This is a genomic window from Natrinema sp. H-ect4, from assembly GCF_041894845.1.
Classification (GTDB): domain Archaea; phylum Halobacteriota; class Halobacteria; order Halobacteriales; family Natrialbaceae; genus Natrinema.
Genome location: NZ_JBHDYC010000009.1, coordinates 113,132 through 135,088 on the forward strand (window position 1 = coordinate 113,132; position 21,957 = coordinate 135,088).

General features: G+C 49.6%; 21 protein-coding genes. 11 read left to right on the forward strand and 10 right to left on the reverse strand.

Going from position 1 to position 21,957, the window contains the following annotated elements; translation table 11 throughout:
• The first annotated feature begins 260 nt into the window (after positions 1-260).
• The 5 genes from ACEWFR_RS13145 (at position 261) to ACEWFR_RS13165 (ending at position 3,961) form a co-directional block, all read left to right on the forward strand.
• On the forward strand, positions 261-1,022 hold the full coding sequence (locus tag ACEWFR_RS13145; protein WP_374061470.1) for an HD domain-containing protein: 762 nt from the start codon (positions 261-263) through the stop codon (positions 1,020-1,022).
• A complete protein-coding gene (locus ACEWFR_RS13150; protein ID WP_374061471.1) occupies positions 1,019-1,801 on the forward strand; it encodes a hypothetical protein in 783 nt (260 codons plus the stop codon). Before ACEWFR_RS13145 ends, ACEWFR_RS13150 begins: the two co-directional genes overlap by 4 nt.
• Positions 1,802-2,005: 204 nt before the next feature.
• On the forward strand, positions 2,006-2,779 hold the full coding sequence (locus ACEWFR_RS13155) for a hypothetical protein (protein WP_374061472.1): 774 nt from the start codon (positions 2,006-2,008) through the stop codon (positions 2,777-2,779).
• A gap of 150 nt (positions 2,780-2,929) precedes the next feature.
• Positions 2,930-3,313 (forward strand): hypothetical protein, encoded by a 384-nt coding sequence (locus ACEWFR_RS13160; protein ID WP_374061473.1) that lies wholly within the window; start codon positions 2,930-2,932, stop codon positions 3,311-3,313.
• Positions 3,314-3,322: 9 nt separating this feature from the next.
• Entirely contained in the window at positions 3,323-3,961 is a 639-nt protein-coding gene (locus tag ACEWFR_RS13165) for a hypothetical protein (protein WP_374061474.1), read from the forward strand.
• 83 nt (positions 3,962-4,044) lie between these two features.
• Here the strand turns inward: ACEWFR_RS13165 and ACEWFR_RS13170 are convergent, their stop codons facing one another.
• Together ACEWFR_RS13170 and ACEWFR_RS13175 are read right to left on the reverse strand one after the other, a co-directional pair.
• Positions 4,045-4,836: a hypothetical protein gene (locus ACEWFR_RS13170; RefSeq protein WP_374061475.1), complete on the reverse strand. Its 792-nt coding sequence runs from the start codon at positions 4,834-4,836 to the stop codon at positions 4,045-4,047.
• 74 nt (positions 4,837-4,910) lie between these two features.
• On the reverse strand, positions 4,911-5,192 hold the full coding sequence (locus tag ACEWFR_RS13175; RefSeq protein ID WP_374061476.1) for a hypothetical protein: 282 nt from the start codon (positions 5,190-5,192) through the stop codon (positions 4,911-4,913).
• Between the two features lie 88 nt (positions 5,193-5,280).
• Between ACEWFR_RS13175 and ACEWFR_RS13180 the strand changes: the two genes are divergently transcribed.
• Complete coding sequence (locus ACEWFR_RS13180) at positions 5,281-5,967, forward strand: rhomboid family intramembrane serine protease (RefSeq protein ID WP_374061477.1); 687 nt, start codon at positions 5,281-5,283, stop codon at positions 5,965-5,967.
• Here the strand turns inward: ACEWFR_RS13180 and ACEWFR_RS13185 are convergent.
• From ACEWFR_RS13185 to ACEWFR_RS13220, 8 genes are all read right to left on the reverse strand, one after another.
• Positions 5,934-6,245: a hypothetical protein gene (locus tag ACEWFR_RS13185; protein ID WP_374061478.1), complete on the reverse strand. Its 312-nt coding sequence runs from the start codon at positions 6,243-6,245 to the stop codon at positions 5,934-5,936. The genes ACEWFR_RS13180 and ACEWFR_RS13185 overlap by 34 nt on opposite strands.
• 108 nt (positions 6,246-6,353) lie before the next feature.
• A complete protein-coding gene (locus ACEWFR_RS13190) occupies positions 6,354-8,267 on the reverse strand; it encodes a hypothetical protein (RefSeq protein WP_374061479.1) in 1,914 nt (637 codons plus the stop codon).
• On the reverse strand, positions 8,254-9,684 hold the full coding sequence (locus tag ACEWFR_RS13195) for a hypothetical protein (protein WP_374061480.1): 1,431 nt from the start codon (positions 9,682-9,684) through the stop codon (positions 8,254-8,256). Before ACEWFR_RS13195 ends, ACEWFR_RS13190 begins: the two co-directional genes overlap by 14 nt.
• A 392-nt stretch (positions 9,685-10,076) precedes the next feature.
• The gene (locus ACEWFR_RS13200) at positions 10,077-10,424 is read right to left on the reverse strand and encodes a hypothetical protein (RefSeq protein ID WP_374061481.1); all 348 of its coding nucleotides are present in this window, start codon (positions 10,422-10,424) and stop codon (positions 10,077-10,079) included.
• A gap of 101 nt (positions 10,425-10,525) precedes the next feature.
• The gene (locus tag ACEWFR_RS13205; protein WP_374061482.1) at positions 10,526-11,782 is read right to left on the reverse strand and encodes an RNA-guided endonuclease InsQ/TnpB family protein; all 1,257 of its coding nucleotides are present in this window, start codon (positions 11,780-11,782) and stop codon (positions 10,526-10,528) included.
• Positions 11,783-12,060: 278 nt separating this feature from the next.
• Positions 12,061-12,741: a hypothetical protein gene (locus ACEWFR_RS13210; protein ID WP_374061483.1), complete on the reverse strand. Its 681-nt coding sequence runs from the start codon at positions 12,739-12,741 to the stop codon at positions 12,061-12,063.
• Positions 12,725-13,027, reverse strand: coding sequence for a hypothetical protein (locus ACEWFR_RS13215; protein WP_374061484.1), 303 nt, complete (start codon positions 13,025-13,027; stop codon positions 12,725-12,727). The genes ACEWFR_RS13210 and ACEWFR_RS13215 overlap by 17 nt, the downstream gene beginning before the upstream one ends.
• Before the next feature lie 3 nt (positions 13,028-13,030).
• The gene (locus ACEWFR_RS13220; protein ID WP_374061485.1) at positions 13,031-13,267 is read right to left on the reverse strand and encodes a hypothetical protein; all 237 of its coding nucleotides are present in this window, start codon (positions 13,265-13,267) and stop codon (positions 13,031-13,033) included.
• A gap of 493 nt (positions 13,268-13,760) precedes the next feature.
• On the opposite strand from ACEWFR_RS13220, the gene ACEWFR_RS13225 reads away from it, so the two are divergent.
• The 5 genes from ACEWFR_RS13225 (at position 13,761) to ACEWFR_RS13245 (ending at position 21,957) form a co-directional block, all read left to right on the forward strand.
• Positions 13,761-14,354, forward strand: a complete 594-nt coding sequence (locus tag ACEWFR_RS13225) for a hypothetical protein (RefSeq protein ID WP_374061486.1) — start codon at positions 13,761-13,763, stop codon at positions 14,352-14,354.
• A 577-nt stretch (positions 14,355-14,931) separates the two neighbouring features.
• Positions 14,932-16,041 (forward strand): hypothetical protein, encoded by a 1,110-nt coding sequence (locus ACEWFR_RS13230; RefSeq protein ID WP_374061487.1) that lies wholly within the window; start codon positions 14,932-14,934, stop codon positions 16,039-16,041.
• Positions 16,041-18,008 carry a hypothetical protein gene (locus tag ACEWFR_RS13235; RefSeq protein WP_374061488.1) on the forward strand — a complete coding sequence of 656 codons (1,968 nt, stop codon included), beginning with the start codon at positions 16,041-16,043 and terminating at the stop codon, positions 18,006-18,008. Before ACEWFR_RS13230 ends, ACEWFR_RS13235 begins: the two co-directional genes overlap by 1 nt.
• A gap of 69 nt (positions 18,009-18,077) precedes the next feature.
• Positions 18,078-20,603 (forward strand): AAA family ATPase, encoded by a 2,526-nt coding sequence (locus ACEWFR_RS13240; RefSeq protein ID WP_374061489.1) that lies wholly within the window; start codon positions 18,078-18,080, stop codon positions 20,601-20,603.
• Positions 20,596-21,957, forward strand: coding sequence for a hypothetical protein (locus ACEWFR_RS13245; protein ID WP_374061618.1), 1,362 nt, complete (start codon positions 20,596-20,598; stop codon positions 21,955-21,957). Before ACEWFR_RS13240 ends, ACEWFR_RS13245 begins: the two co-directional genes overlap by 8 nt.

Here is a 21,957-nt window from a genome sequence, read left to right on the forward strand (position 1 = left end):
GGTTCGAATCCCGGCGGGCGCATTCCAATATGAGGTGCAGAAAGTAGAATCTATGCCGCCGACAACACGAGCAGGACTGGCAGTACTAACAGTAGTAGGTCTTCAAGGCTTAGCGCTAAACTCGTTGATTCAGAGCCTGGGCCTCGGACAACTGGCTTACTCACTGCTTCCTGGCGTCCTGCTCGCGTGGTTGATCGGCCTGTTCTATCTCATTTCTGTCCTCGGATTATACGACGATACCCCTGAAGGTGAAACCGTAATTGACTGACGAACTACCAGATCTAGACCGTGAGGAGCTGCTTCGACGGCTCCCAGAAATCCGCAAAATCGAAGACGAAAAACTGAGAGAACAGGTTATCGATATCTTCCTGCATCACTGCCCAGATTATTTCTGGTGGTGCCCTGCTTCTTCCTCCGGAAATCATCATCCACCGGATACCCGAGGCAGACACGGACTTTGGCTACATAGTCGTAGAGCGTTCTCTGCTTTCGAGGACTTGGCTCGGACAGAGGTAGAGATGGAACACATCGACGAAGATGAGGTTGACTATGGCCGTGCCGCGATCCTACTTCACGACCTGTTCAAACAGGGCCTCCCACCGCGAGATGAACATCATACACAAGGCGATCACGACAGGGTTGCCTCCCGATTCTCAGGTAGGAAGACCGAGTTACCGGACGAAATACTTGGATTGATCGACAGCCACAACGGGGCATGGAACGAGGGAAAAACTCCGGAGAACGAGTTAGAACTTCTTCACCACCGGGCGGACTACATCGTTTCCAGGAGGGATTGTCATTACGAGATTTCGGATCCGTGTGAGGAACTGCAGCAGGTTATCCGCGGTCGGAAGACTGAGGAAGAACACGATATCCTCAGCAGGGTTTCAGCCCTGAGTACAGCAGCGGAGGGCTCTAACTTCGTCGACAATTACACGCTTCCTGGTCAGGGTGATGTGGATCCTGGTGGCCTGTCGAAGGTAGTCGACTACATCGCCAACGGAGGTGAGAAGTCGCAGTGAGTGTTCAGATGAATAGTATCAATGCTTACTACGAGTTGAAGGAGGAAGGTAAGATTTCCGAGAGACAGGAACTGGCGTTCATGGCGGTGCGGAATTTCTATGATGAGAAAGGTTATTGGCCTACTTCGAAAGAGGTCCACGCCTTTCTCGCCGTCGAGCAAGGCAACGAATTGGCGCAGTTTGAAGGCCCGAACTTGGTCAAACCACGCATCACGGAACTCTTGGAGGATCCTGAGGACGATTATCCGGATCTCCTGGAGAAAAAAGATGTGAGCCGTAGTCAGGACTATATCGAGGAATTGCTTGAGGACTACGAGTCTAAGATGGCGACTCCTGTGAAGATTGCAGAGAAGCATTTAGATCGACAGGATATCGAGGGCTCTGAGGGAGATGAAGACTCAGAGGAGGCCGAGGAACAGCAGGAAGAGAACGAGGTCGACGACGAAAACGAGGATGATGAGGACTTGGATACTGGCGATGTGATCTTCGGCAGTGAAGACGAGGACTCCGGTACCGATTCCGAAGACTCCGGAGACGATTCAGAAGAGGATGAATCAATGGAATCGATGACCATGGACGGCGTCGAATACACGAAGAACGAGGACGGTGTCTGGGTCAGTGAGGACGGACAGGAGTATCTCTTCCCTCCTGGCATCGATGAAGAGGAGTACCTAGAGGATCAGGAAGACACCCAGCAGGAGGAGAGCTCGGACGACGTCGACGAACAGAACAAGGATAGGGAAAAAGAAGAAAAGCAGCCCACGGTAAACCAATTCTAAGGTGGACAAAGAATCTCTTTCTACGTTAAGGATTTAGACAAGATAGCCAATTCGAAAATCTGTACAGACGCCGGCAAAGGTGCATTCTGAAGCTATGGAAGAAACCGGATCTAGTTCTGTATTCGGTCCTCGTGTAAACAGGAATCACTCGAGGAGAGTTTCCCTGGCCGAGCTTGAAGAGGCCTTCCGTGAGGTAGTATCGAAGTGAAGGACGTATTCGTGCAGGAAAACCGGGAAGATATCAAAAGCAAACTGTCCCCGAATTTCGACGGCCGTTTCTGCTACTACAGAGACCTCGATGGGAAGCCTGAGAAGACGAAGGCGGGGAAGAAGATCTTGTTCTCCACAGGCCAGCGAGTCATAGCTGAATCGACGATCATCGAGATTGAGGAGGACTACATCAGGTTTGACCCGTTGACACCGGTCTCGAAGCCGAATCCTGCAAGTCCCTCCAAGAGAGGTCTCAAGTACGTCAACGCCGAGGACTGCGGAAAGTACGATATCCGGATCATGGGTATCGAACACAGCTACAAGAACACGCACAAATTGGTTCGTGGAATCCTCGAGAACAGGATGGAGGCTCGGAACGACCGGGATCTTCTCAAGCATATTATCTGGACTAAGGCCCAGGACTTGGATCTCAGCGATTACGATGATTTTCAGGAACGGATCGAACCAGGGTATATCGACAAGGTTGTGAACGAGATCCAGCTGCAGAACTGCGCCTACCCACCTACCGATCCCGACGTACTGAAGTCGATGTTCAAGCACTCGAAGAAGGTGAATCGGCATTTCGATAGCTTAGAAGAATTTGTTAATTCTGCAGTGAAGTTCTATGATCGGGATGGTAGTAAGTCGGAGGCGAAAAAGATCAATTCCAGTTTTTCTTTCCAGGGGTCCGGTACTGTCTCAACTGGGGCAGGGGATCAGATGGATTCGGTCAAAGAGAAGGTTAAGCAGGTCGTGGCTCAGGATTAACCCGGTTTCTTCCTTCCATACCCTACCCCTGTCTGGAGGTGAACGTGGACCGATTTTTCCCTGATGTTTTACCTGTGGATAGTTTTTCAGATGTGTCTGTAGATTCCCGGTAGATTCTTTGTAAGCCCCAGTTCTAGTTTCTATCTGAACATGGGATTTGAACGCTTCGAGGATACGGGTTCGATGGAGGCAAGCAGTGAGCCCAGGATCTCGCTTAGGAAAAGCGGCAGTATCGGTATCAGCAAAGCCGCGATGAACGAATGGTTCGAAGATGCTGATGCCGTGGTCCTGCACTACGATGAAGACAACGACAGGATCGGGTTGGAGCCAGTCGAGGCAGGAGAGGACCACAGCTACACGATCACCGAGAGCGAAGGGGGCGGCTCCGTCACACCATCTGCCTTCATGAACCGATATGATCTCGTTCCTGAAGTTACGACTCGGTATGCAGCTGAGTGGGACGATGACAACGAACTGGTCGTCGCGGATCTCTCAGAATCGGTGGGAACTTACGGATCTGCCGACGACGAGTAACTCCAGAAGATGGCCCAGGTTGAAGAGGTTCTCGACGACGCAATCGATATGACAGCAGCTTCCTTCCTGGACCACCCGGCGAACATCAGCGACGAAAGAAGCCTCGCAGAAGAAGTCAGACTGCGGCTGTGCACTGTCCTGTCACAGGTATCCGTGGAAGAGGTTCTGGTCAAGGAGTCTTCCAAGGCGCAGGGTTCAATCACTGACCACGAGGACTATACCTCACATTACAGGAAGACAGAGGAGATCGACCGTGCCCAGTGTGAGATTGGAGGCCCTGCGTTCCCCTTCGGTGGATCTGAACGACTGGATTTGGGAGTTTTCTCTGACGGACTTACGATCACTGTAGACAACGGGACGCAGGAATTTGACCCAGCGGATCTAGCTGCTGCAGTTGAGTTCAAATACGTGAAGAACATCAACTACCTTCGGTACAGGCCGGACGACGACAAGAGCAAGTACCGTGATATCGCCGACGATATCTCTCGATTAGGAGAACTACCTGAGAGAGTCGATCGCCGCTGTATCGTCTTCTCTAATTACGATCTGCTTCGACGTGACTCAGATAGAGTTGCTGAGGAGAACTTGAGGGAGCTGGCCGGTGAGAACGGTGTGGATCTCCGGTTTGTTCTTCCCGGGCCAGTGTAGTAGATTTCACTTCGATGGAGGGGTGTTCCTGTGATACTGTTTTTTCGCCAGTGGCCTCTCAAGCGTGGAGCCCTCGACGACCGTCACTCCTCTGCGAAATCTTGGAGGATGGCGTATAGGAATCCTGCAGGGGTAACGCTCTCAATATATCCGTGCTTGGCAGATGAGACGTAGATCATCAGTGCGACGGTCAAACAGATTCCTACCCGCTGGTTTTCCGATAGATCGCGTACACCGGATGATTCTATGGCCTGGTCAAGGAGGGCCGCAGAAAGGCTGTAGTAGATCTGCAGCCAGTTGTAGGTCGTCCACTCTACAGTAGTGTCTGCTCCATCTTCTACTGGGTATACCTCCTTGGAAGCGGGTTGTGAGGTTTCAGGGGCTTCGTCAATAGGATGGGGGACTGAGGTCGAGGCAGCGGCAAACTCGCTGACAGCATAGTCGACCGTTTGCATCTCATCCAGAGCGGCAGCCATCTGGATGGTTGGTATACGGATCTCTTCTAAGGCCTGTAACGCCGGCATCACGGACTGGATCTTCATTTCTTGGAGAGCAGGGGCTGTGCTGGCGGCGAGAGCAGGGGCAAGTGATTGCTGCAACTGCAACGTTTGAGATTCGAGCAAGGGCTGTAGACTGGTCTCAAATTCTCTCTGCAGATCCAGCAGCGGTTGCTGGGCCAAGGATTTCTGAGCAGCTAAGATCGGAGCCATCTGTTGCTGGAGGACAGCGTCGAACGGGAAGTCCTGTAGCGGTCTAACTGCCTCTTCCAGCACGGAGGAAAAATCAAGATCAGCTAAGACGGCTTGGTCAAGTTCACTGAACGGGGATGTGATTTCTTCCTCGCCGGTATCGGAGTTTTCCTCGTCGTCAGGCATTACGGGATCTCTTTGATCAGGTTTTCAAGCCAGTGTTTCATCAACCTACCGCCAGGAAGCCGTGGGCCAGGGGTTCAGTGGGTGTAGAAGATGATTTTGTCCGGGCTCTCTCCCATGCTGAGGCCTGTGCCTACACAGTACTCATTGGCGTCTTCGACGGCTTCGATGATAGGTAGGAGTTCTTCGGTCCCGTTCTTTGCCTCGACGTGCTCCTTGACCTCTTCTGCGTATTGGTCCAGCTGGGTGACTTTGGACTTTGACTTGTCGACCTTCCGGGATCCGTGTTCAAGCACTGTTTCAGGTACATCGAGGTCTACTGATTCGTCGACTGGCTCACCGCATTCCGGGCAGTCCATGGTAGATTCCACGCACCCTGTTTTTCTAAGACTTTGCCTGTTCCATACAGGTAACTTACTTTTCAGTGGGGATCGCAGGCTTCCAGTGATGGAGGAGAATACTGCTGTCTCCGGCCTGAAGAAGGCCTTCCAACAGTACCAGGAAGCAGATTCTACGGTCACGTACCTGTTGATGACGGTTGTGGCGGCGGTGTTCCTTCTTGAGATCTTCGTGACTGCCGTGAGATCTCTGTCGAGTATCCGGATTTTTGCTACTGGAGTCTTCGGGGTGTACCCGTGGATTGCGTGGCCTTTGTCCCCGGTACTGCACCGTGGCTTCCTGCATTTCTCCGCCAGTATCGTCGGACTGATCGTGGTCGGGATCCCGATCGAGAGGCACTGGTCCCGGAGAAGGTACTTGGCTTTCCTCGTACTAACCGGGTACACGACTATAGTGTTCGGAGCTGCGTTCCTCTCAGTTTTCTCGGACCAGCAACTGGCCTTCTATGGAACCAGTGGGATAATCTACGCTCTCGCGGGGTACTCACTGACCCATCTCCCTCGAAGGCATAATGATTTGGATCTGATTGAGAAGTTTGCTGTTTTCATCGGTGTCGCCGCCCTGCTTTCAGTGCTTATCGATCCGTTCACCGGGCCGTATTTCGAACCCAGATGGATCAATGGAGGCCACGCCTCCGGTTTCTTGATAGGAGCTGTAGCTGGATGGTTCCAGTTGAGTAGCTGTGACCTGAAATCGTTCCTCTACTCGGAGAGAGATGTAACTGGTTCTTCGTAGTCTGATTCTCCGCACCAGCGGCAACTGTCTAACTGGCATTCTTCCATGACTAGGGCCTCGCAGTTCCTGCACTGATCCATGTCCTCGTCGAGCCCGGTGTGGTCTTCTGGGATATCTTTTTCCGGGATAACGGTGGCTACAGTACCGTCGTTTGAGACGAGGAAGATAGCTTCTCTTTCCTGGTTCCAGAGCCCTCGGTTGTAGCTTAGTGGAAGGTTGACCCGGACAGTGTTCTCGACGTGTTTCTGCTTCAGTTTTTCAGAAGAGTTGACTCGCATTGTCCACCGGAGCTTGACGTGCTCGGTGATTCTGCACCTGTTTCCGTTCTTTTCGACGTATTCGATCAGCTACCAGTCCTCTTCTACGAAATAATGCGAAAACCGTGTTTATAAAATGAATCGTAGGATCTTCCTCGCAATCCAGATCCCTGAGACTGCGAAGAAGAACAAGGCGAATCCGTGGATCATGTTCCTGTTCTGCTGGTAGTAAATCTGCAGCCATTCAGGGAGGCTGCGTTCGATCGGTACAGGCTTGATGATGGTTATGGGGTCGTCGCCTCCGATAACTCCGGTCCCTCCGCCGGGCTGTTGCTGGGTCTGGTTTCCTGTGATGTCCTGGTAGCACGGTGCTCCGGCCCAGCAGATCTCCTCGATGTCGACCACTGAGGAGAGGTAGTCTGTTACCAGTACACCTGTCTCGAGGGTGGTGGACAATCCGATGTCAGTGGATAACTGGGTTGAGGCGGTTCCCTGTGAGTCGGTCTTGGTTGCTACGTTTACCGGGATGAGTAGTTCTCCGAATTTCTCTGCGTATGTGGAGACTTCTTCGTTGACTTGTATACTGGCGGTGCTGCTGTCGGAGGCGTTGACTTGGCCCTGTTTTTGGTCGTTGACGTTGACTTCGGTGGTTATCGGGGTGTGTTCTGATACTGCTTCGGTGATATCGTTGACTGTGACTGATATCGTGGAGGAGAGTTTTTCGTTGACGATTCCCTGGCCGATGGTATCTGTGTTCAGGCTGATTGTAGAGTTGAGGGTTTCACTAGTTGAGATACCGAGGACCTTCACCTCTGTACTGACGTTGATGATGTCTAAAGCCTTGTCTGATACCGTGGCCTGGGAGTCTAGGGAACCGGTGACAGGGACTGTATCGGTTTGGTTGTCTTCGGTGTACCCAAGGGAAGAGATCTCGAGTGATACCGTGACCGGTGTGGTTACTTGATCGAATGCGGTGACGTTGTCCTCGACGTCGGCGGAGACTCCCAAAGTATCCTCAAAAATTTCTGTGGTGGAGGCCAGTGAGGAAACAGCTTCAGATAGGGAAACCGCTGCACTACTGCTTCCGAAGAACTCTCCGTAGCTACTGGTTGACCCGGATAGATTGACGGAGTCATTAACTTCCTCTGACAATGAAAGATAGACATCTATCTCCCGGGTTTCTGTACTATTCCAGTTACCAGCTGCATCACCAGTAAAAGCCTTGACACCCAGTGTCCCGTTGAAAGACTCGTTGCTCCAAATGAATGAGGCCTCCACTTTCTCCCCAGTGACATCGTCGAACAGAGCCGGGCTACCGTACCGACCTGTGTAGTTTTTCCATGTCCCGGATTCGTTCGTCGCCAAGGTGATGTTAGAGACACCTGATTCGTTGTCCCTTGCCTCTACAGAGATATTCAATTCTTCTCCTTGGTAGATCGATGAAGCGTTGGTTTGGAAGTTGAACCAGTTAGGAGATTCTTCACCAACGTCTTCTTGAATCTTTACTGTTATCTTAGTGGAAGTCTCTTCGGAAACATGATCATTAGTAGAGTTAGATATGAAAAATATAGTATAATTACCATTTGCACCTGAAGCATTGATATCTGCTGAGAACCTGCAAGAGCTAGAATCAATAAAACTGCCAGTACACCGTGCAGGATTACTGCTCCCATTTTGCACCCAGAAAGGATGACCAACAGTTTCAGTATTCGGTATGATATTCTTCTGCTGAATCTCCACCGATTGATCTCCTGAAACACTGTTGTCCACGTTTGGGTTTGTAGACTGAGATAGTAGTCTGACATCCCATTCCCCCCGGCTACCTGTAGCATTAACCATCCAAGAAGCCGTAAAAGAATCATCTAAAATGAACTGGCCTGTCCAGGCCTGAGGTTGATTGTATTGAGTTGTGTTAATACAGAATGGAGTAGCTGAGCAGCTCTCAATTATGCTCCACTGGGAATCAAGGAACCCCGTTGCAGGACTAAGAATGCTTACAAATAATAGGAGAAATATGAATACACGGAATTTAGAAAAAGTCATACAGAAATCTTTCTAATCTTCTAATTAAATTCTTCTTACTGTTTTTGCCGTCAGATTTTTCACCGAAATCTAGTTTCTCTCCTGCACTCAGTCTACCCCGTTGATTGACTACTTTGGTTTTCTGACCGTCTGAAGGTTTTGGGTCAGCCCAAACCTCTACTTTTTCAGGCCCCCCGCCGTTACCATCTGTTTCTGAGGCACATTCACCGCTTAGACAAGTTACTGTTCCGGTCAAATTGAATGTTTTACCTTTCTTCACCTGGATATCTGAATATGGCCTGTCCAAGCTCATCTGCAGTTCTCCCCATGGAACAAACCATGACCTGTTCATAGAAGAGGTCTCAGATGAGACATTATCTTTGGCAGTTACTGAGGCAGTCCAATTTCCGCTATCATTTATTTCCTGAACCTCATTGATGTATACGTATGTTGCCTCATTCTCGTTGGCATCTGTTTTACTGGTGAAGTTCCTATTTTTGAACCTATAATTAGAGTCGTATTCATCGATCAAGGTGAAATTGGCATATACTATCTTGTCCGGATCAACAATCTCGCTCCTGATACTGGTTATATTATTGCTAAATCCAGTAGACTGATTACAATTCTGCCACTCATCATTATTTATCTGGCACTCTATCGAAGCAATCTGGGGTTTCTCTGGTATAGTCCTGTTCACCCACTCAGTAGTGGAAGCGCCTGCATCATCAGTAACCGTGAACCTGGCATCCAGATCTCCTTCTGTAGGCTGGTAAACATCGCTCCATGTATAATTCACTGAGTAACTGGAGAAGCTCTGACTATCTTGGTAGACCTGAGTGCCGTCATCAAAAACAGTCAAATTCAACTCAGTGACGTTACCATCACTATCCGAGGCCTCAGCACTGTAACTACAATTCTCACCGATCAAGCATTGGTTTGAGGAAGTGGAATTGAACTGCGGATCTGAATTTACATAGGAAACACTGATTTGATACCAGTTATAAGCATTAGAATCTATAGTACTGCCACATCCGGTGCTTGAACAACTATAAACTCCATTAGTAATGTTTAACTTCTCATAGGTATATGGATAGCCAGAAACGCCATAATACACACTGTTTTTAGCCATGAAGATAACATAATCTGTGTTTGCCTGCAATCTTACATTTGAAAAACTTACAACATCGCTGCCAGGAGTATTTTCGGCTACAATGGTATCCGTGGAAGGATTGACAATCTTCATTTTAATCCCAGAATTTTCGTAGTAGTTTACAACATCGACACTGTTCAGCATAATATCTTTTCCGTTAACGAGGATTTCTACCCCTCTTTGCACATCTGCTGTATAAACTCCTCCAACATCTTCTTGCCCTTCAGGAATACTATACGTATCAGCTGCTCCCATCGAAGCCATAAACACAGCTAGAAGGCCTACCACCGCCAATTTCGAAATAGAAGGCCTCATTGTTGCCTCACCTTATCACTTTGCTCCATGCTTAGTGGAAGTTTCTGCTGAGCTTTCGAGTTCTTTGTAGTCATTTTCACCTATCACCTATACATACATCACCAAATGTCTCTGTCAGGAAGTAATAAATCTAAGATGCTTATCAATATAAAACGGGGAATGGTAATTAATAAAGCTATCCCGGAGTCCGGTCACTGGTTTTCCCCGCTTCTACGTCCAATCCCTCGACTTCCAGGCTTTGAGATGCTGCTGAAGGAACACAGAAAACAAACAGTAAGGCGAGTGCCGCAGCTACAGGAAAAAATCTCTCACCAAGGAGCCTCATACAAGATAATTGTCAGAGTATAATTAAAAAGCCTTCAGCATCAGTCAAAGGTGACTGATTCCAAGTTCCGGAGATAGCGCTTTTTATTCGGCTCTTCAAACTCCTTCCCCTCAGCAGATAGATGATAATCGAATAGCCTGTCTATATCCTCTTTGCTCACGTCAGTTACTTTATCCAGATCCTCGAGTTCCTCCGGCTCGTGGACATGATTTGAGGCACGGGAGATCAGTCTATGGAGATGTTTTCGGAACGAGTTCTCCTTGCTCTTCACATCTTGATGGTTCTGATCCATCAGCTCGTGTAAGTACAGTAGAGATCTCATCGGAAAATGGCATACCGTCCCAATCTGGGCTTTCTCCCAGTTGTCCACGAACTTTGCATCCCACACGTGAACTACCCGCTTCCTTCATTCCTAACGGAATCGAGGAAACGAGCTTCTCCCAGATTAAGATTATACACATCCTGCACACCATCGACTGTGATCGGTCTTCAAGTGGTGGTACGAGGACTGGGATCGGCCTGTTCACTGAGGCCCGCTGCCGTCAGCCTCACCCGCCTGAAAGACGGGAAGTTCTTGGGAGACGGCACAACTGAATCTGTGTCGTGACTGGTTTCGAAGGTTGCAGCAGCTCGGAAGGCGATATTGATGCTGGCGTTTCTATCTGCGTGATCCTGATGACTACAGTTAGGGCATTTGAAGCGGTGGCTTCTCCGAGTCGTGTTGTCTGAGTCTCCGCAAAGAGGGCATCTTTGCGACGTATACTCAGCATCCACATACTCAACAGGTACACCACTCCACTCAGATTTGTACTTCAGAAACTGCTGTAACTTACGGAACGGCAATCGGTGGAGCCGCTTATTCATCTTCGCACCGTACTCAATGTCCTCTGTCATCCCAGTCAGGTCTTCCATCACTACGACCGGGTTATCGAACTGTTTGATCCACCGAACGGCGTACCGAGTCAGTTTGTGGCAGAAATCCTGTGTCGCAGCCTCTTCCTTGGCACTCAATTTTTCCAAGATACTCCACTTCCCGGCCTTTTTGAGCCGTTTCTTCTTGGTGAAGTACTCGTTGCGTTTGTCTTTGAGCTTGTTGTAGTCAAGGTATAGTGTGTCGAGGATTTCACCGTCTTCTTTTGCTGCGGTCAGCATCACATTGGATTCATTGATGTCTACACCGATGAACGTATTATCCTGCTCTACCTGGATCTCTGGAACTTCCTCAGTCCGGATAGTTATATGAAGATAGTGGTCACCGTTCTTTTTGAGCACGTCTGCTGTCCCAAACTGGAATTGGCCGTTCAAGGCCTTTCTGAGGAAGATCTGGTCTTCTCTTCTACCTGTGATTGAGGCCTTGACTCGGTTGTACGGTATTGTTGATATCTTAACTGTTGATGGGTCTTCGACTGTGTATCCATCTCTGTGGTTTAGTGTAGCTGTCATCGGCGTATCCTTCTGACGCGGGTAGGAAGCGTTCTTTTGCACATCTCTCAATTCGAAGTAATTCTCTACCGCCTTTGCGGCTGTTTCTAAGGCTATCTGCCGGGTGTTCTCCACCAAGTCTGTCTCTACTTCCTGCTGTTCCAGAGTGCGTCGATCGGTTGTCTCCAGGTCTCTGGTTAGTTTGATGTATTGGTTGTAGCAGCTGCGGAACTCTTCTCGCAGTAGGTCAAGTGATTCAGTGTCTTCTGGCTCAAGTTTGAACTTGAGCGTTCTCACTAACTCTTCGTTGCAGCTCCAACCCATTGTTTAGAATATGTTTAGACAACTTTTTTATGTTTAATCTGATGGACATATTCACCACCTACTAACCCCGGCATTTGGAAAGAAGGAGATCTGGATCGAAGTCTGGGGCCTCGAAAACCCATCCGAAGAATACCGAGAAAGGATGAAAAGAAAGAAAAAGCACTATGAGGAGAAAGGCATCAACCTATTGGAGATACACCTACGGGACGACTGGCGTAACAAGCTCCGCCAACGCCTATCCTCTTACAACAGTAATCAAGCAATCTTACAGCTTTAGTTCAGTTGAAGCAGACGCTCCATGACTGCTTATATTTATAAGAATCTTGTAGGACCTTGGTCGGAGAGAGCGAGGCTTCTGCGACTTCAACTACGTTGCTATCGACCTGTGTATCTCCGGTTTCATCGGCTACGAACAAGCCAGTGCCTTTGATCCCGTCAACGTACTCGTCAGCGATCCATGTTGCTTCGATTTCAAAGCATCCAGTACCGGTTTTCTGTCTAACATAATCGGCGTCTCCACGAGTCAGGTTCGTTGAATCAGCTTCGATCTCACCTTTCAGATAACCTCTTGATGCGGAGGCTGAGAAACTGGAAGCGTTACTGAGACCGATGTGGCTGATAGTTGGTTCTGAGGCCTGGCCCAGAGAACGATCTGCAAGATAGTCACGTCCCTCATCCGTCACCAAGTTCTCCTGGAACGAGGAGTGAACGAGTTCGCCTTCAGTGTTGTAGATCTCCGTGGTTACGTTTCCGTCCCACTGTAGCGTGTCAACTGCTTCTACGGGTTCTTGTGTACCCTGATCTGGTAGTTGAGGTGCTGAAACTACTGCTACTGCGAGAACAAAACTGAGAGCCAGGGAGTATTTATCTACTTTAATTGGTTCGGTCACCTGAAGAGCTTCTGTAAATGAAACCGAATCTACTGCTTTTAAAACATGCAGGTCAACGGAGAAAGACATACAGAACTGCCGCAGCCCAGGTAAAGAAGAAGGCGTAATGCAGTTGTGCAACATTCATTCCCCACTTGTAGACCGGCAGCCAGACAGCGTCGAAGAACTTTTTCTCAACCTCTGACGTGACCTCGGTACAGATCTCTATCGACTCAGAGACACCTTCGACATCCCCGACCTTGTTACGAGAATCCTGGCTGTTACAGGAGTCACCGAACTGGGGAGCTGACGTCATCACGAACACGTAGCCGGGAAGAACCGCCAGTATCAAAGCCAGATTCAGCAATTTACCCATCTGCTACATCCCCTGCATTACTCTGTGGAATCCTGTCCGTCCAAGCTCATGGATGAACAACCCTAAAAACAGGATTACGCCGTGATCATTGAGGAACGTCTGCATGTCGAACTGAAGATACGGGACTTCACCGAGAACCCAGAACACCGCCAGCAGTACGCCGAACGAGATGAAAGTAATCGCTACCTCAAACAGTATTAGGTAGGTGATCTGGTTGTCAAACCAATCCAGTGCTCCCATGATACCTGTTTACTGAAAAGTATTTTTAAAACAAGAGGGAGGGGCGTTCACTTGTTCTCCTGGCGAGACCTTTTGAAATCACTCGGATCAACATCAGAATACCTGTCAAGCCCTTTCTTCCTGCGAAAACCACTGCTTCTGAACACCTGCTCTACAATCCAAGTATCTCTCCGAGGACTGTAATCTGTAACCACCACCGTCTTCTGATGGATGAACAGTAACTGTTTGTCTATGGAATCATAGAGCTGGATCCCTTTACCCCGGTAAATCCATTTCTCAACGATTTCCTCGGGCAACTCGCATTCTGATTTATCATTGTCGTCAGCTACGTCAAAAGCACCGTCTTCAAACTCTACATCAGTGATACCGGCTTCACCATAGAATACTACTTGTCAGAAACTATTGATAAATGCATCCTCGCCGAATAGGAAACCACCAAATTTAGGCAATTTCATAAAAGGTATACGTCAGGCCTTGGACGGAATCACAACGTATGGCTACGGTTGACAGGCCTTCAAGTCACCGAGAGGAACTGGGTATCGTAATCAATTCTGCCGGTTCACGGTTTGCGGGTGTGGCTGCCGTGCTCTTCTTGGGTGTTCCTATCGTTGCGTATCTCTCTGGAGATCCCCGAGCTATGTTCTACGTACATCTCGGGCTGGGTGCATTCTGGTTCGGCCTTGACTTCTTCTTCAAGTTCGTTCTCGGTCCTGCCCTCGACGAGGTCCCGGATGAGGCAGCTGGTATGATCAATCAAAAGTTGGTGCCGAAGATGGCGGTCGTCGCTGAACCCTTGAGTGTCGGTGTGATCGGCTCGGGTATCGCACTGGCGGAGATGATGGGTTACTGGGACTCTCCCAGTCTCTGGCTGTGGGGAGCTCTCGGAATCGGTGTCGCGATGTTGTTAATCGGGTTCGGTCCACTCCACTACTTGACGACGAAGATGGGTGTGGAGCTTTCGAGGCCAGAACCTGATGGAGAACGTCTCGACGAATTATTCGGAGCTACGATGAAGTGGGGACTGGTTCAAACCGTGCTGATGCTGGTGATAATTGCGATGATGACCGGGATTCGCTGGCAAATCTAAAGACCTGTCACAGATCAGAACTCGTATTCAGAGATCTCTCCACTGCCACAGCTGGAACACTTTTCAGCATCTTGATCGAGAGTCTTGCCGCACCGCCGGCACTCAAACAAACTCCTGTTTGAGGGCTTCAGAAACTGTTTCACTTCCCTCAGTAAACTGGAGCTCATTCTGGGTGGACTACCTCGTTGCAGCTTGGACACTCTGTCCAGGCCTCTTCTTCCCCTGCACCAGTTTCGTACCTGATCAGGGTGTGACGGCGGTAGATCTCTTCGCGGCAGAACGGGCAGACTCCGAGACGCTGTGGTTCCTGAGCAGCCATATATCGTAGCCTCCAAAGAGTGGGGGGACGGGATTGGGGGGTGCGTGTGACTGAGGGCCAGGAACGCCCTCTAACAATACCTGAACACTGCCAAGGGCATATAGGTCAGGTAACCACAGTGAAAGTAGAGAAAACATAGCCCCCCTCCTGTCCGGACAGGCTAACCAGAGAGACGAGAAGACGGAACACACCATGCTTTAACCAGTGGATTAATTAATTCCTCAAAAGAGAATGGCCTCCCGAAGACAAATATCCGCTATGAACACGCGATCACTGGGAACCTCAGTGATCCGCTTCGGAGCCATCGCTGTAATCGTATCTGCCCTGTTCGTCTTCCTAAACCAAGTTTTGGATGTGAGCTGGCAGATCCTAACGTCTGCCGTCATCGCAGTAATCCTCTTGATCTTAGGATGGATGTGGAAACGAGGTTTCTTCCTATCCCCTTGGTCACTGCAGCTACGATCACTTTACCGGAAATACAGCTACTCAGGCTTTGTACCGCTTCTAAGAGTGTTCAAATCGCGGGAACGCCGGAGAGTGGAAGTTCTGAAAGGGCTTTTCTTAGTTGCTGCAGCAGTGATTGTAGGAGTTTCAATCTATCTCCTTCATTCAACTCTACTAAACGACTTCACGCTCAACGTCCAGAGCAGTGTCCTCGGAAGAGCCTGGCAGGTACACGCAGTCATCATCGGTTTCAGCTTCGTTGCCTTGACTTTTGTCTGGGAAGAGATCTACAGTAACTCTCTCAGCGACGAATTAACAAGGTTGTTCGTCGAGGACATAGGTTCAATCTGGACAGTTACCTTTGTCTTTGGCTCTAACCTGCTTCTTGGAGTGATCGCCTTCACACAATCTTCAGTACAGAACGTAGGGCTTCTACCAGTCTATGTAACCGCTGTACTATTCGTATCGTCTATCGTGTCTGTAGCTGGGCGATTCTTGGATGCATTAGATCTCTTGTTCTACACAGATCTCGATGAAGAGGTTAAAGAATACGCAAAAGCCGATTTAGAGAAGGACCTCATAAGAGAAAGTTCTACTCCGAACCAAGTGCTCTCAGAGACAATACACAACTTTGAACAGATATCGATAGGTATGCCAAACTTCGGATTAGAACAGACCACAATCTCTTCGAGAGACCTCGATAAAACAGGAGTCATCACAGATATCAACTTGAAAAGGATGGAAAATGTTTCAGAGATCGTTGACCGGGAGCCTGCCACGAGTATAAGGAAGAACCCAACCGTTGGCATGTCTCTCGCTGAAGATACCACAGTTCTCTCTTTAGAAGGAGATATCGATGACGAGACAGTAGAAGAGCTCACGGAACAACTGCGTCGTGGACTGCGGCCACGTAGGGAAAACTGATGCCTAACTACGAGGACTATCTGGAGCACTTCTTTGACAACGCAGAGACCTCTATCCGAGAAGGAAAGGGCCAGGAGCTCTCGGACAATCTTTCTCACATCGCAGAGCTGATTCAGGAACTGATCGACAGAGAAACCGACTCAAATGGTCAGTTCCGGTCGAACTACGCTTTCTGCAGACGCCAGTACATCCAGCTGTACGATACAGTACTTGAGAACGGTGCTGACATAGATCTAAGAACAAGCATTATCGACTCGATATCAGCGATCGCCAATTACTCCCGCCAAGCAAATGATCTAGAGGCCTTCGATCAACTGCTTAACTCCATCACCAGGTGCTATGTACAGTCCTACCCGAAACCCGGGTTTGACGACGCTGTAGGAAATATTTTCGAGAGGTACAGCCATATCCAGCACGGAGTAACACAGAACTTCGAAGACGTAGACAGCGTCGAGAGATTAGCTAAAAGCCAGGAAATCATTGACACCCTTCTCCAGTACTACCGTGAACTCTGGCGATGCTCTATTGAAAACGGATGTAAGGAGTCTATCAAACGACTTCACCATAATCTGGAGGACGTAAGAGCATTTGAACAAGCCCAGTACCTGCCGCTCGGAACCCCGGAAAGCGAGTACAACGAAGACTTCCTTGATCAAAAGCAGGAGATCGCTAACACCTTCCGGAAGCGAATCCAGATACAGAAATTCGCCGGCTACTCCTGGGGATACAACCTCTACGTAAAGGGGGTAATTTCTGAGGAAGAGTTTATCGAGGAACTGCTTCAGAAATACGCCGAGCAGAACTTTTCCTCCATTAGCTCTCTTACAGAGTCCTACTTCGAGATTCAATCCATTCTCGGTGAGGTACCTTACTGGGAAGATTGGGAGACAAACAGACAACTGCAGCAGACCCTCGGTCCAGTCATGACCTCTATGGGGACAAACAGTTGGATACCCTCTTTCTACCTGGCGTTTTCGCTGTATCTGTTCGGCGAAGACACTCAAGAGAACTTCTCGAGCTCTACTCCTGAAGAACTGCCTTTCCCTACGGGAAGCAGGGAACGTATTGAGATCAACAGCCTGCTGGATGCAATTGAAGGGTTTGAAGACGACTATCCCCTGGACTTCCTTCTAGATGACCAGGTCGATATAAACGAGAGAATAGAGAAACTGTCTGAAACCCTGGATACAGCACTTTCACACGCTGAGAAACAGAATATAATGCGGATGCGAAATCATCCTATCGAATCAGAGTACGTCGACTCTTGGGAAAAAGAGGTGAACGACCAATTCGATAGCTCGTGTCTGTTGAGGCAAGCACTGAAAGAAATTGGGTTGCTGAAGCAGAAACCGTTCCCCCCGGATCTTGACGGTATCAAGGTCTCAGTAGGACATCCGCTTAAGCGAAGATTCGTGCCTGAGGAAGCAGTACACAAATCTCCAACAGGCAACTTCCGGAGTATCTTAGATAATTATCGAGAGTATGTTTTGAGGCGGCTGATCTTAGAAGAGCACACCGTAGATACTGTCGACGAGTTACTCGATGAAATCGAGGATCAAGTGGAGAGACGAAATCCTTCAGTAATCCTCTTTAGGATTGGAGAGCACCGCAGAAAACTTTTAGAAGATGACCGGTTCACACATGGAAGCGATTTCCCAAACTCCCATCACACGTTCCTGGATGTTCCTGTCCTCACTGAAGCCACGGAAACGTATTCTGCCCTCCTGCTTTTGGAGAACGAAAGTCACGGTGTGGAGTTCGTAGAGGACGATATAGTATTCAATCTGGAAGCTACGCCAGGAGAGGAAGCCGAGGTAATTGATATGCCGAACAAGCCGTTGGAATCAATTCCCTATACTAACGCACCTCATGACTTTGTAGAGATGGAAGTCCGGCTCCGGGGATACATAGAGAGTGAGGAGCTCAATGGAGTGCTGTTCCAAATGGATTCTGAGGATCCAGAATAGGATTCAGCTGGGTTTTGAGGGCGGGGAGTGGCATACACTTATTCCATGTGAGTCAGAACCCCCGGGTAAATGTCTGGAGTTGAGATGACTGGAAGCGATATGGATCTATCTGAAATAGGGGAGCTACTGGTTGAATCTCTTGGCGACTCTGTCAAGTGGCACAGCGATGTCGGGAACAAGCCTCTTGAATTGCATCTAAAGGATCCGCTCCCGTCAAAGGTCAGGCTGTATCTGGTGAATCTCGTTCCCTCTGGACGTGAGGACGAGTTTAAAATCAATGTGAGGCTTCCTGAGCATGAGGGTGGAGAAGAAGACCATGCTACACCTGACCGTTCAGGTGGTTATCTGACTATACTGGGCGGGTATCACGAAAACCACGAAGTCTTCGCTTTTTGGGACGATGATCTTCACGAAGAGTACGGTTCGGTCTCACCGCTCCAGGTCCAGGCGGAGACTATAGGTAAGGCCGTTTCAGAAGGCTTGGTGACACAGCAACGTTCTACTGCAGGATATGGCGGTGAGACCGTCATCGTGGCCGAACCTGCTCGTGTCGATGAGGCACTTCGAATGCGAGACCGGTTGGTCCAGATCCGTAGCCTTCTGAACGAGTTCCTCCCGGAAGGGTGGCGGGATAACGGGTCAAGAGCCCAGACTATCGAACGGGTTGTGGACGTCTTTCTCGAAGAAACGCGAACGGACTTGCCGACAGCTGAGCGGCGAGAAAATGCTCAGGAAATCGTAGCGGATGAGTTAGATATCAACCTAAGCACTGTCCAGAACAAATTCCGTGGGGATCTCTGGGTGGATCGAGATGCACCCAGTGAAGGGTACCAGAAAGGGTATCTCGACCCGATTCTGGAGGAGATCGAAGCAGTCTGGAGAGATGAGGAAACCAAGGTAGAGGAGTTTATAGAAGAAGACGATGGAACCGACCATCCTCTCTTAACGCACCTTGAGGAAAACCCGTCCACCTCCGTATACACGTTCTCTGCTCCTCCCGACCAGTGGCTGACTTCCGTTAAGTACAACGCTATCCCGTTTCCGGAGGACGAGAGAGAACACTGGAACGATCTTTCGACAGGCGATATAGTACTCTTCTACGCGGAGAGCGAACCGGCGAATACAGAGCTCCCAGAGCAATCAGAAGGCCTAGTCGGTGCAGCTATACTCGGTGACAAATATACGAAGGAAGACGACTGGTGGTGGACAGAGCACGAAGAAGACGAAGAGCTACCTTTGGTTGCAGCATTTGACCGAGTGTTCTATACAGGCAGTATCACAGACCTCAACTTTGGCCTTGAGACAGCGATCGACGAACAGGACACCTCGGTCCTTGAGGAAGGGATTGAATCACTAACAGCAGATCTTCTTGATGTCTCTACAGCGAACAGTATTTGTCACGACGTTTTCGACGATCGGATGCCTGTCGACGATTCCTTAGCCCTCTTCAGCGATGATAGCGGTTCACCTGAGACACTCCGTCCTAGAGCACTGATCGCGGAGATGGCCTCTGACCTGCCTGAAGCACCGGCAGTTAATATCTACACAGGTTTCGCTGGTACAGTTGATGACGATTTGCTGGAGGGGCTGCATTTCCCCGATGGAGAGCAGGAGATCCTCGATCAGATTCAGGCAGCATTGTACGCAGGTAAGCATATTATCCTTACAGGGCCACCAGGGACAGGGAAGACCGAGATCGCAAGGCGCGTAACCAATCATCTGGCCCAGGAGTATCCATGGCTGTACTCGGGTTCTCAGATGACGACGGCAACCTCTGACTGGTCAACCTTCGACACGGTCGGCGGCTACATGCCCGACGAAGATCAGGAAACAGATGGAAGCCTATCGTTCTCCTCTGGAATCATCCTCAACCGTTACAAGAACAGATCCACTGGCAAACCGTTGAACGAGCCGATTGTGATTGACGAGCTTAACCGGGCTGACATCGACAAAGCATTCGGACAACTGTTTACAGTCCTTTCCGGTCAATCCGTACAGCTGCCATACACGAAGGACAATAAAGAGGTGGAAATCGCCTCTGCGGACGTACTTGGTGAACCTCCACAGTCCCATCAATACGCCGTGCCAGAGTCCTGGGTCATCTTTGCCACCATGAACACCTACGACAAGACCTCGCTCTACGAGATGAGTTACGCCTTCATGCGGCGGTTCTCGTTCATCCCTATCGAGGTTCCCGATCTACCTGACTCGGACGCCTCAGATGAGGAGGAACAGCTCCAGAAGCTCCTGTCGAAGTACGTGGATTCGTGGGATGATATCGAAGCTGATGATGACGTACTACTGGCTGTAGGCAGGGTGTGGCGGAACACCAACAACCCTGTTGATGCCCGGGCAATCGGACCTGCCATCGTTCAGGATATCCTCAGCACCATAACGCAGTACCCCGATGCTGATTCTGATCTGAAGCCTCGTCTCACTAACGCTGTTATCAGCTACATATTCCCTCAGCTGGAGGGAGTTCCTGAACGTAAGAAGATAGTCAAGAGTATCATGGGCTCTCCTGATGTCAACGAAGGGAAGATCAAGGAGGCAGCCAAGGAGATTCTCCAAGTCTCGTTCGACGACGATGAATAGAGAAGCACTTATCGACCAGCTCAGTCAGGACATCGTGTCCTATGTAATGGCTGGGTCGTTCGAGGAGCAGCAGATTGCCCGAGAGATCAAGCCTGAGGGCTTGGACGAACGATTTGAAGACTACCGTCTCTTGCTCGATCTCCATTTTATCTTGAAGGAGGACGTCGTCAACTTCGTCAGAAAGCTTCCGAAGCGGCTTCGAAGCATCAGCACCGAAACCAAGACCGTTTCACGGACACGTAGAGGGACGGTTGACGGCCACATCAATTGGGGTTCCACAGTCAAGAAGCGGTATTCTCAGAACCCCTCTGATCCTTCGCTGTTCGTCTGCGACAACCGTTCTGAGGATTACGATACACCTGAGAACATAGTCCTGAAACGCTTGATATCGGTGATATACGAGACAATAGACCAAGCTGAGGATTACATCAAGAAGAAATACGACTGGGCTCAGGAGACGTGGCAAGGCGAAGATGAGCTAATTGAGGAGTTGAAACAGATTGTCGAACGGAACGTCCACGTCCGCCGGATCCGCAAGCCCGAGACCTACGAACCGACTGAGCGGATGATGATAGCTGCAGAAAGCTCTCGCCAACCGATCTACCAGGAGGCAGCTGATCTCCTACGTACCCGGTCCAACCTGTTATCAGGGGATCGCAGTGAAATCAGGGATTTGCTGAATAACACGGCAATCACTCCTGATGATGACGAGACGCTCTTCGAGCTCTATGTTCTCTTCCGGTTTGTCTCTGTCTTGGAGTCTGTCCGGGATCAGCAGGCTCAGTTTAAGCCGATACAGTCTGGGCGAAAGGAGGTTGCAAAGTTCGATGGTGAGCCAGAGCTGGTGCTGTACTACGACCAAGCAGGTACCGACCGCGATCTCTCGTTCGTTGTTGAAGAGGACATCACCGAACGTGATCTCTCCCGCAGTGAGAAGGTACAAGAAGTCGCATACGAGGTCTCAAACGACTACTTCAAGAAAAAGTTCCAGAACTACACCAATCGACCGGACGTCATCGTACTCGAAATACGGGATAGAGCCAGTGATAGCTACGAGTACCTCATCACTGAGGTTAAGAACAGTACAAACACAGGTACGATCAGGACGGGGATCAAGGAGACCCTCGAATACCTGGCTTTCCTCCGAGTCAATGATGATTTCGTGTTTGGAGATGAGGACGGCGAGGATTATTTCGGAGGCGGGTGGAACGGTCTTCTCGTAGTTCAGGATCTCGACCGAGAGACTACCGCTCTTGGGGAACAGGATGACTCTGAGATCAAAATCCTACAGGCCTCTGAATTAGAGGATGGGCTGGAGAGAGTCCTTGATAGAACTGATTTGAACGTAGAATAG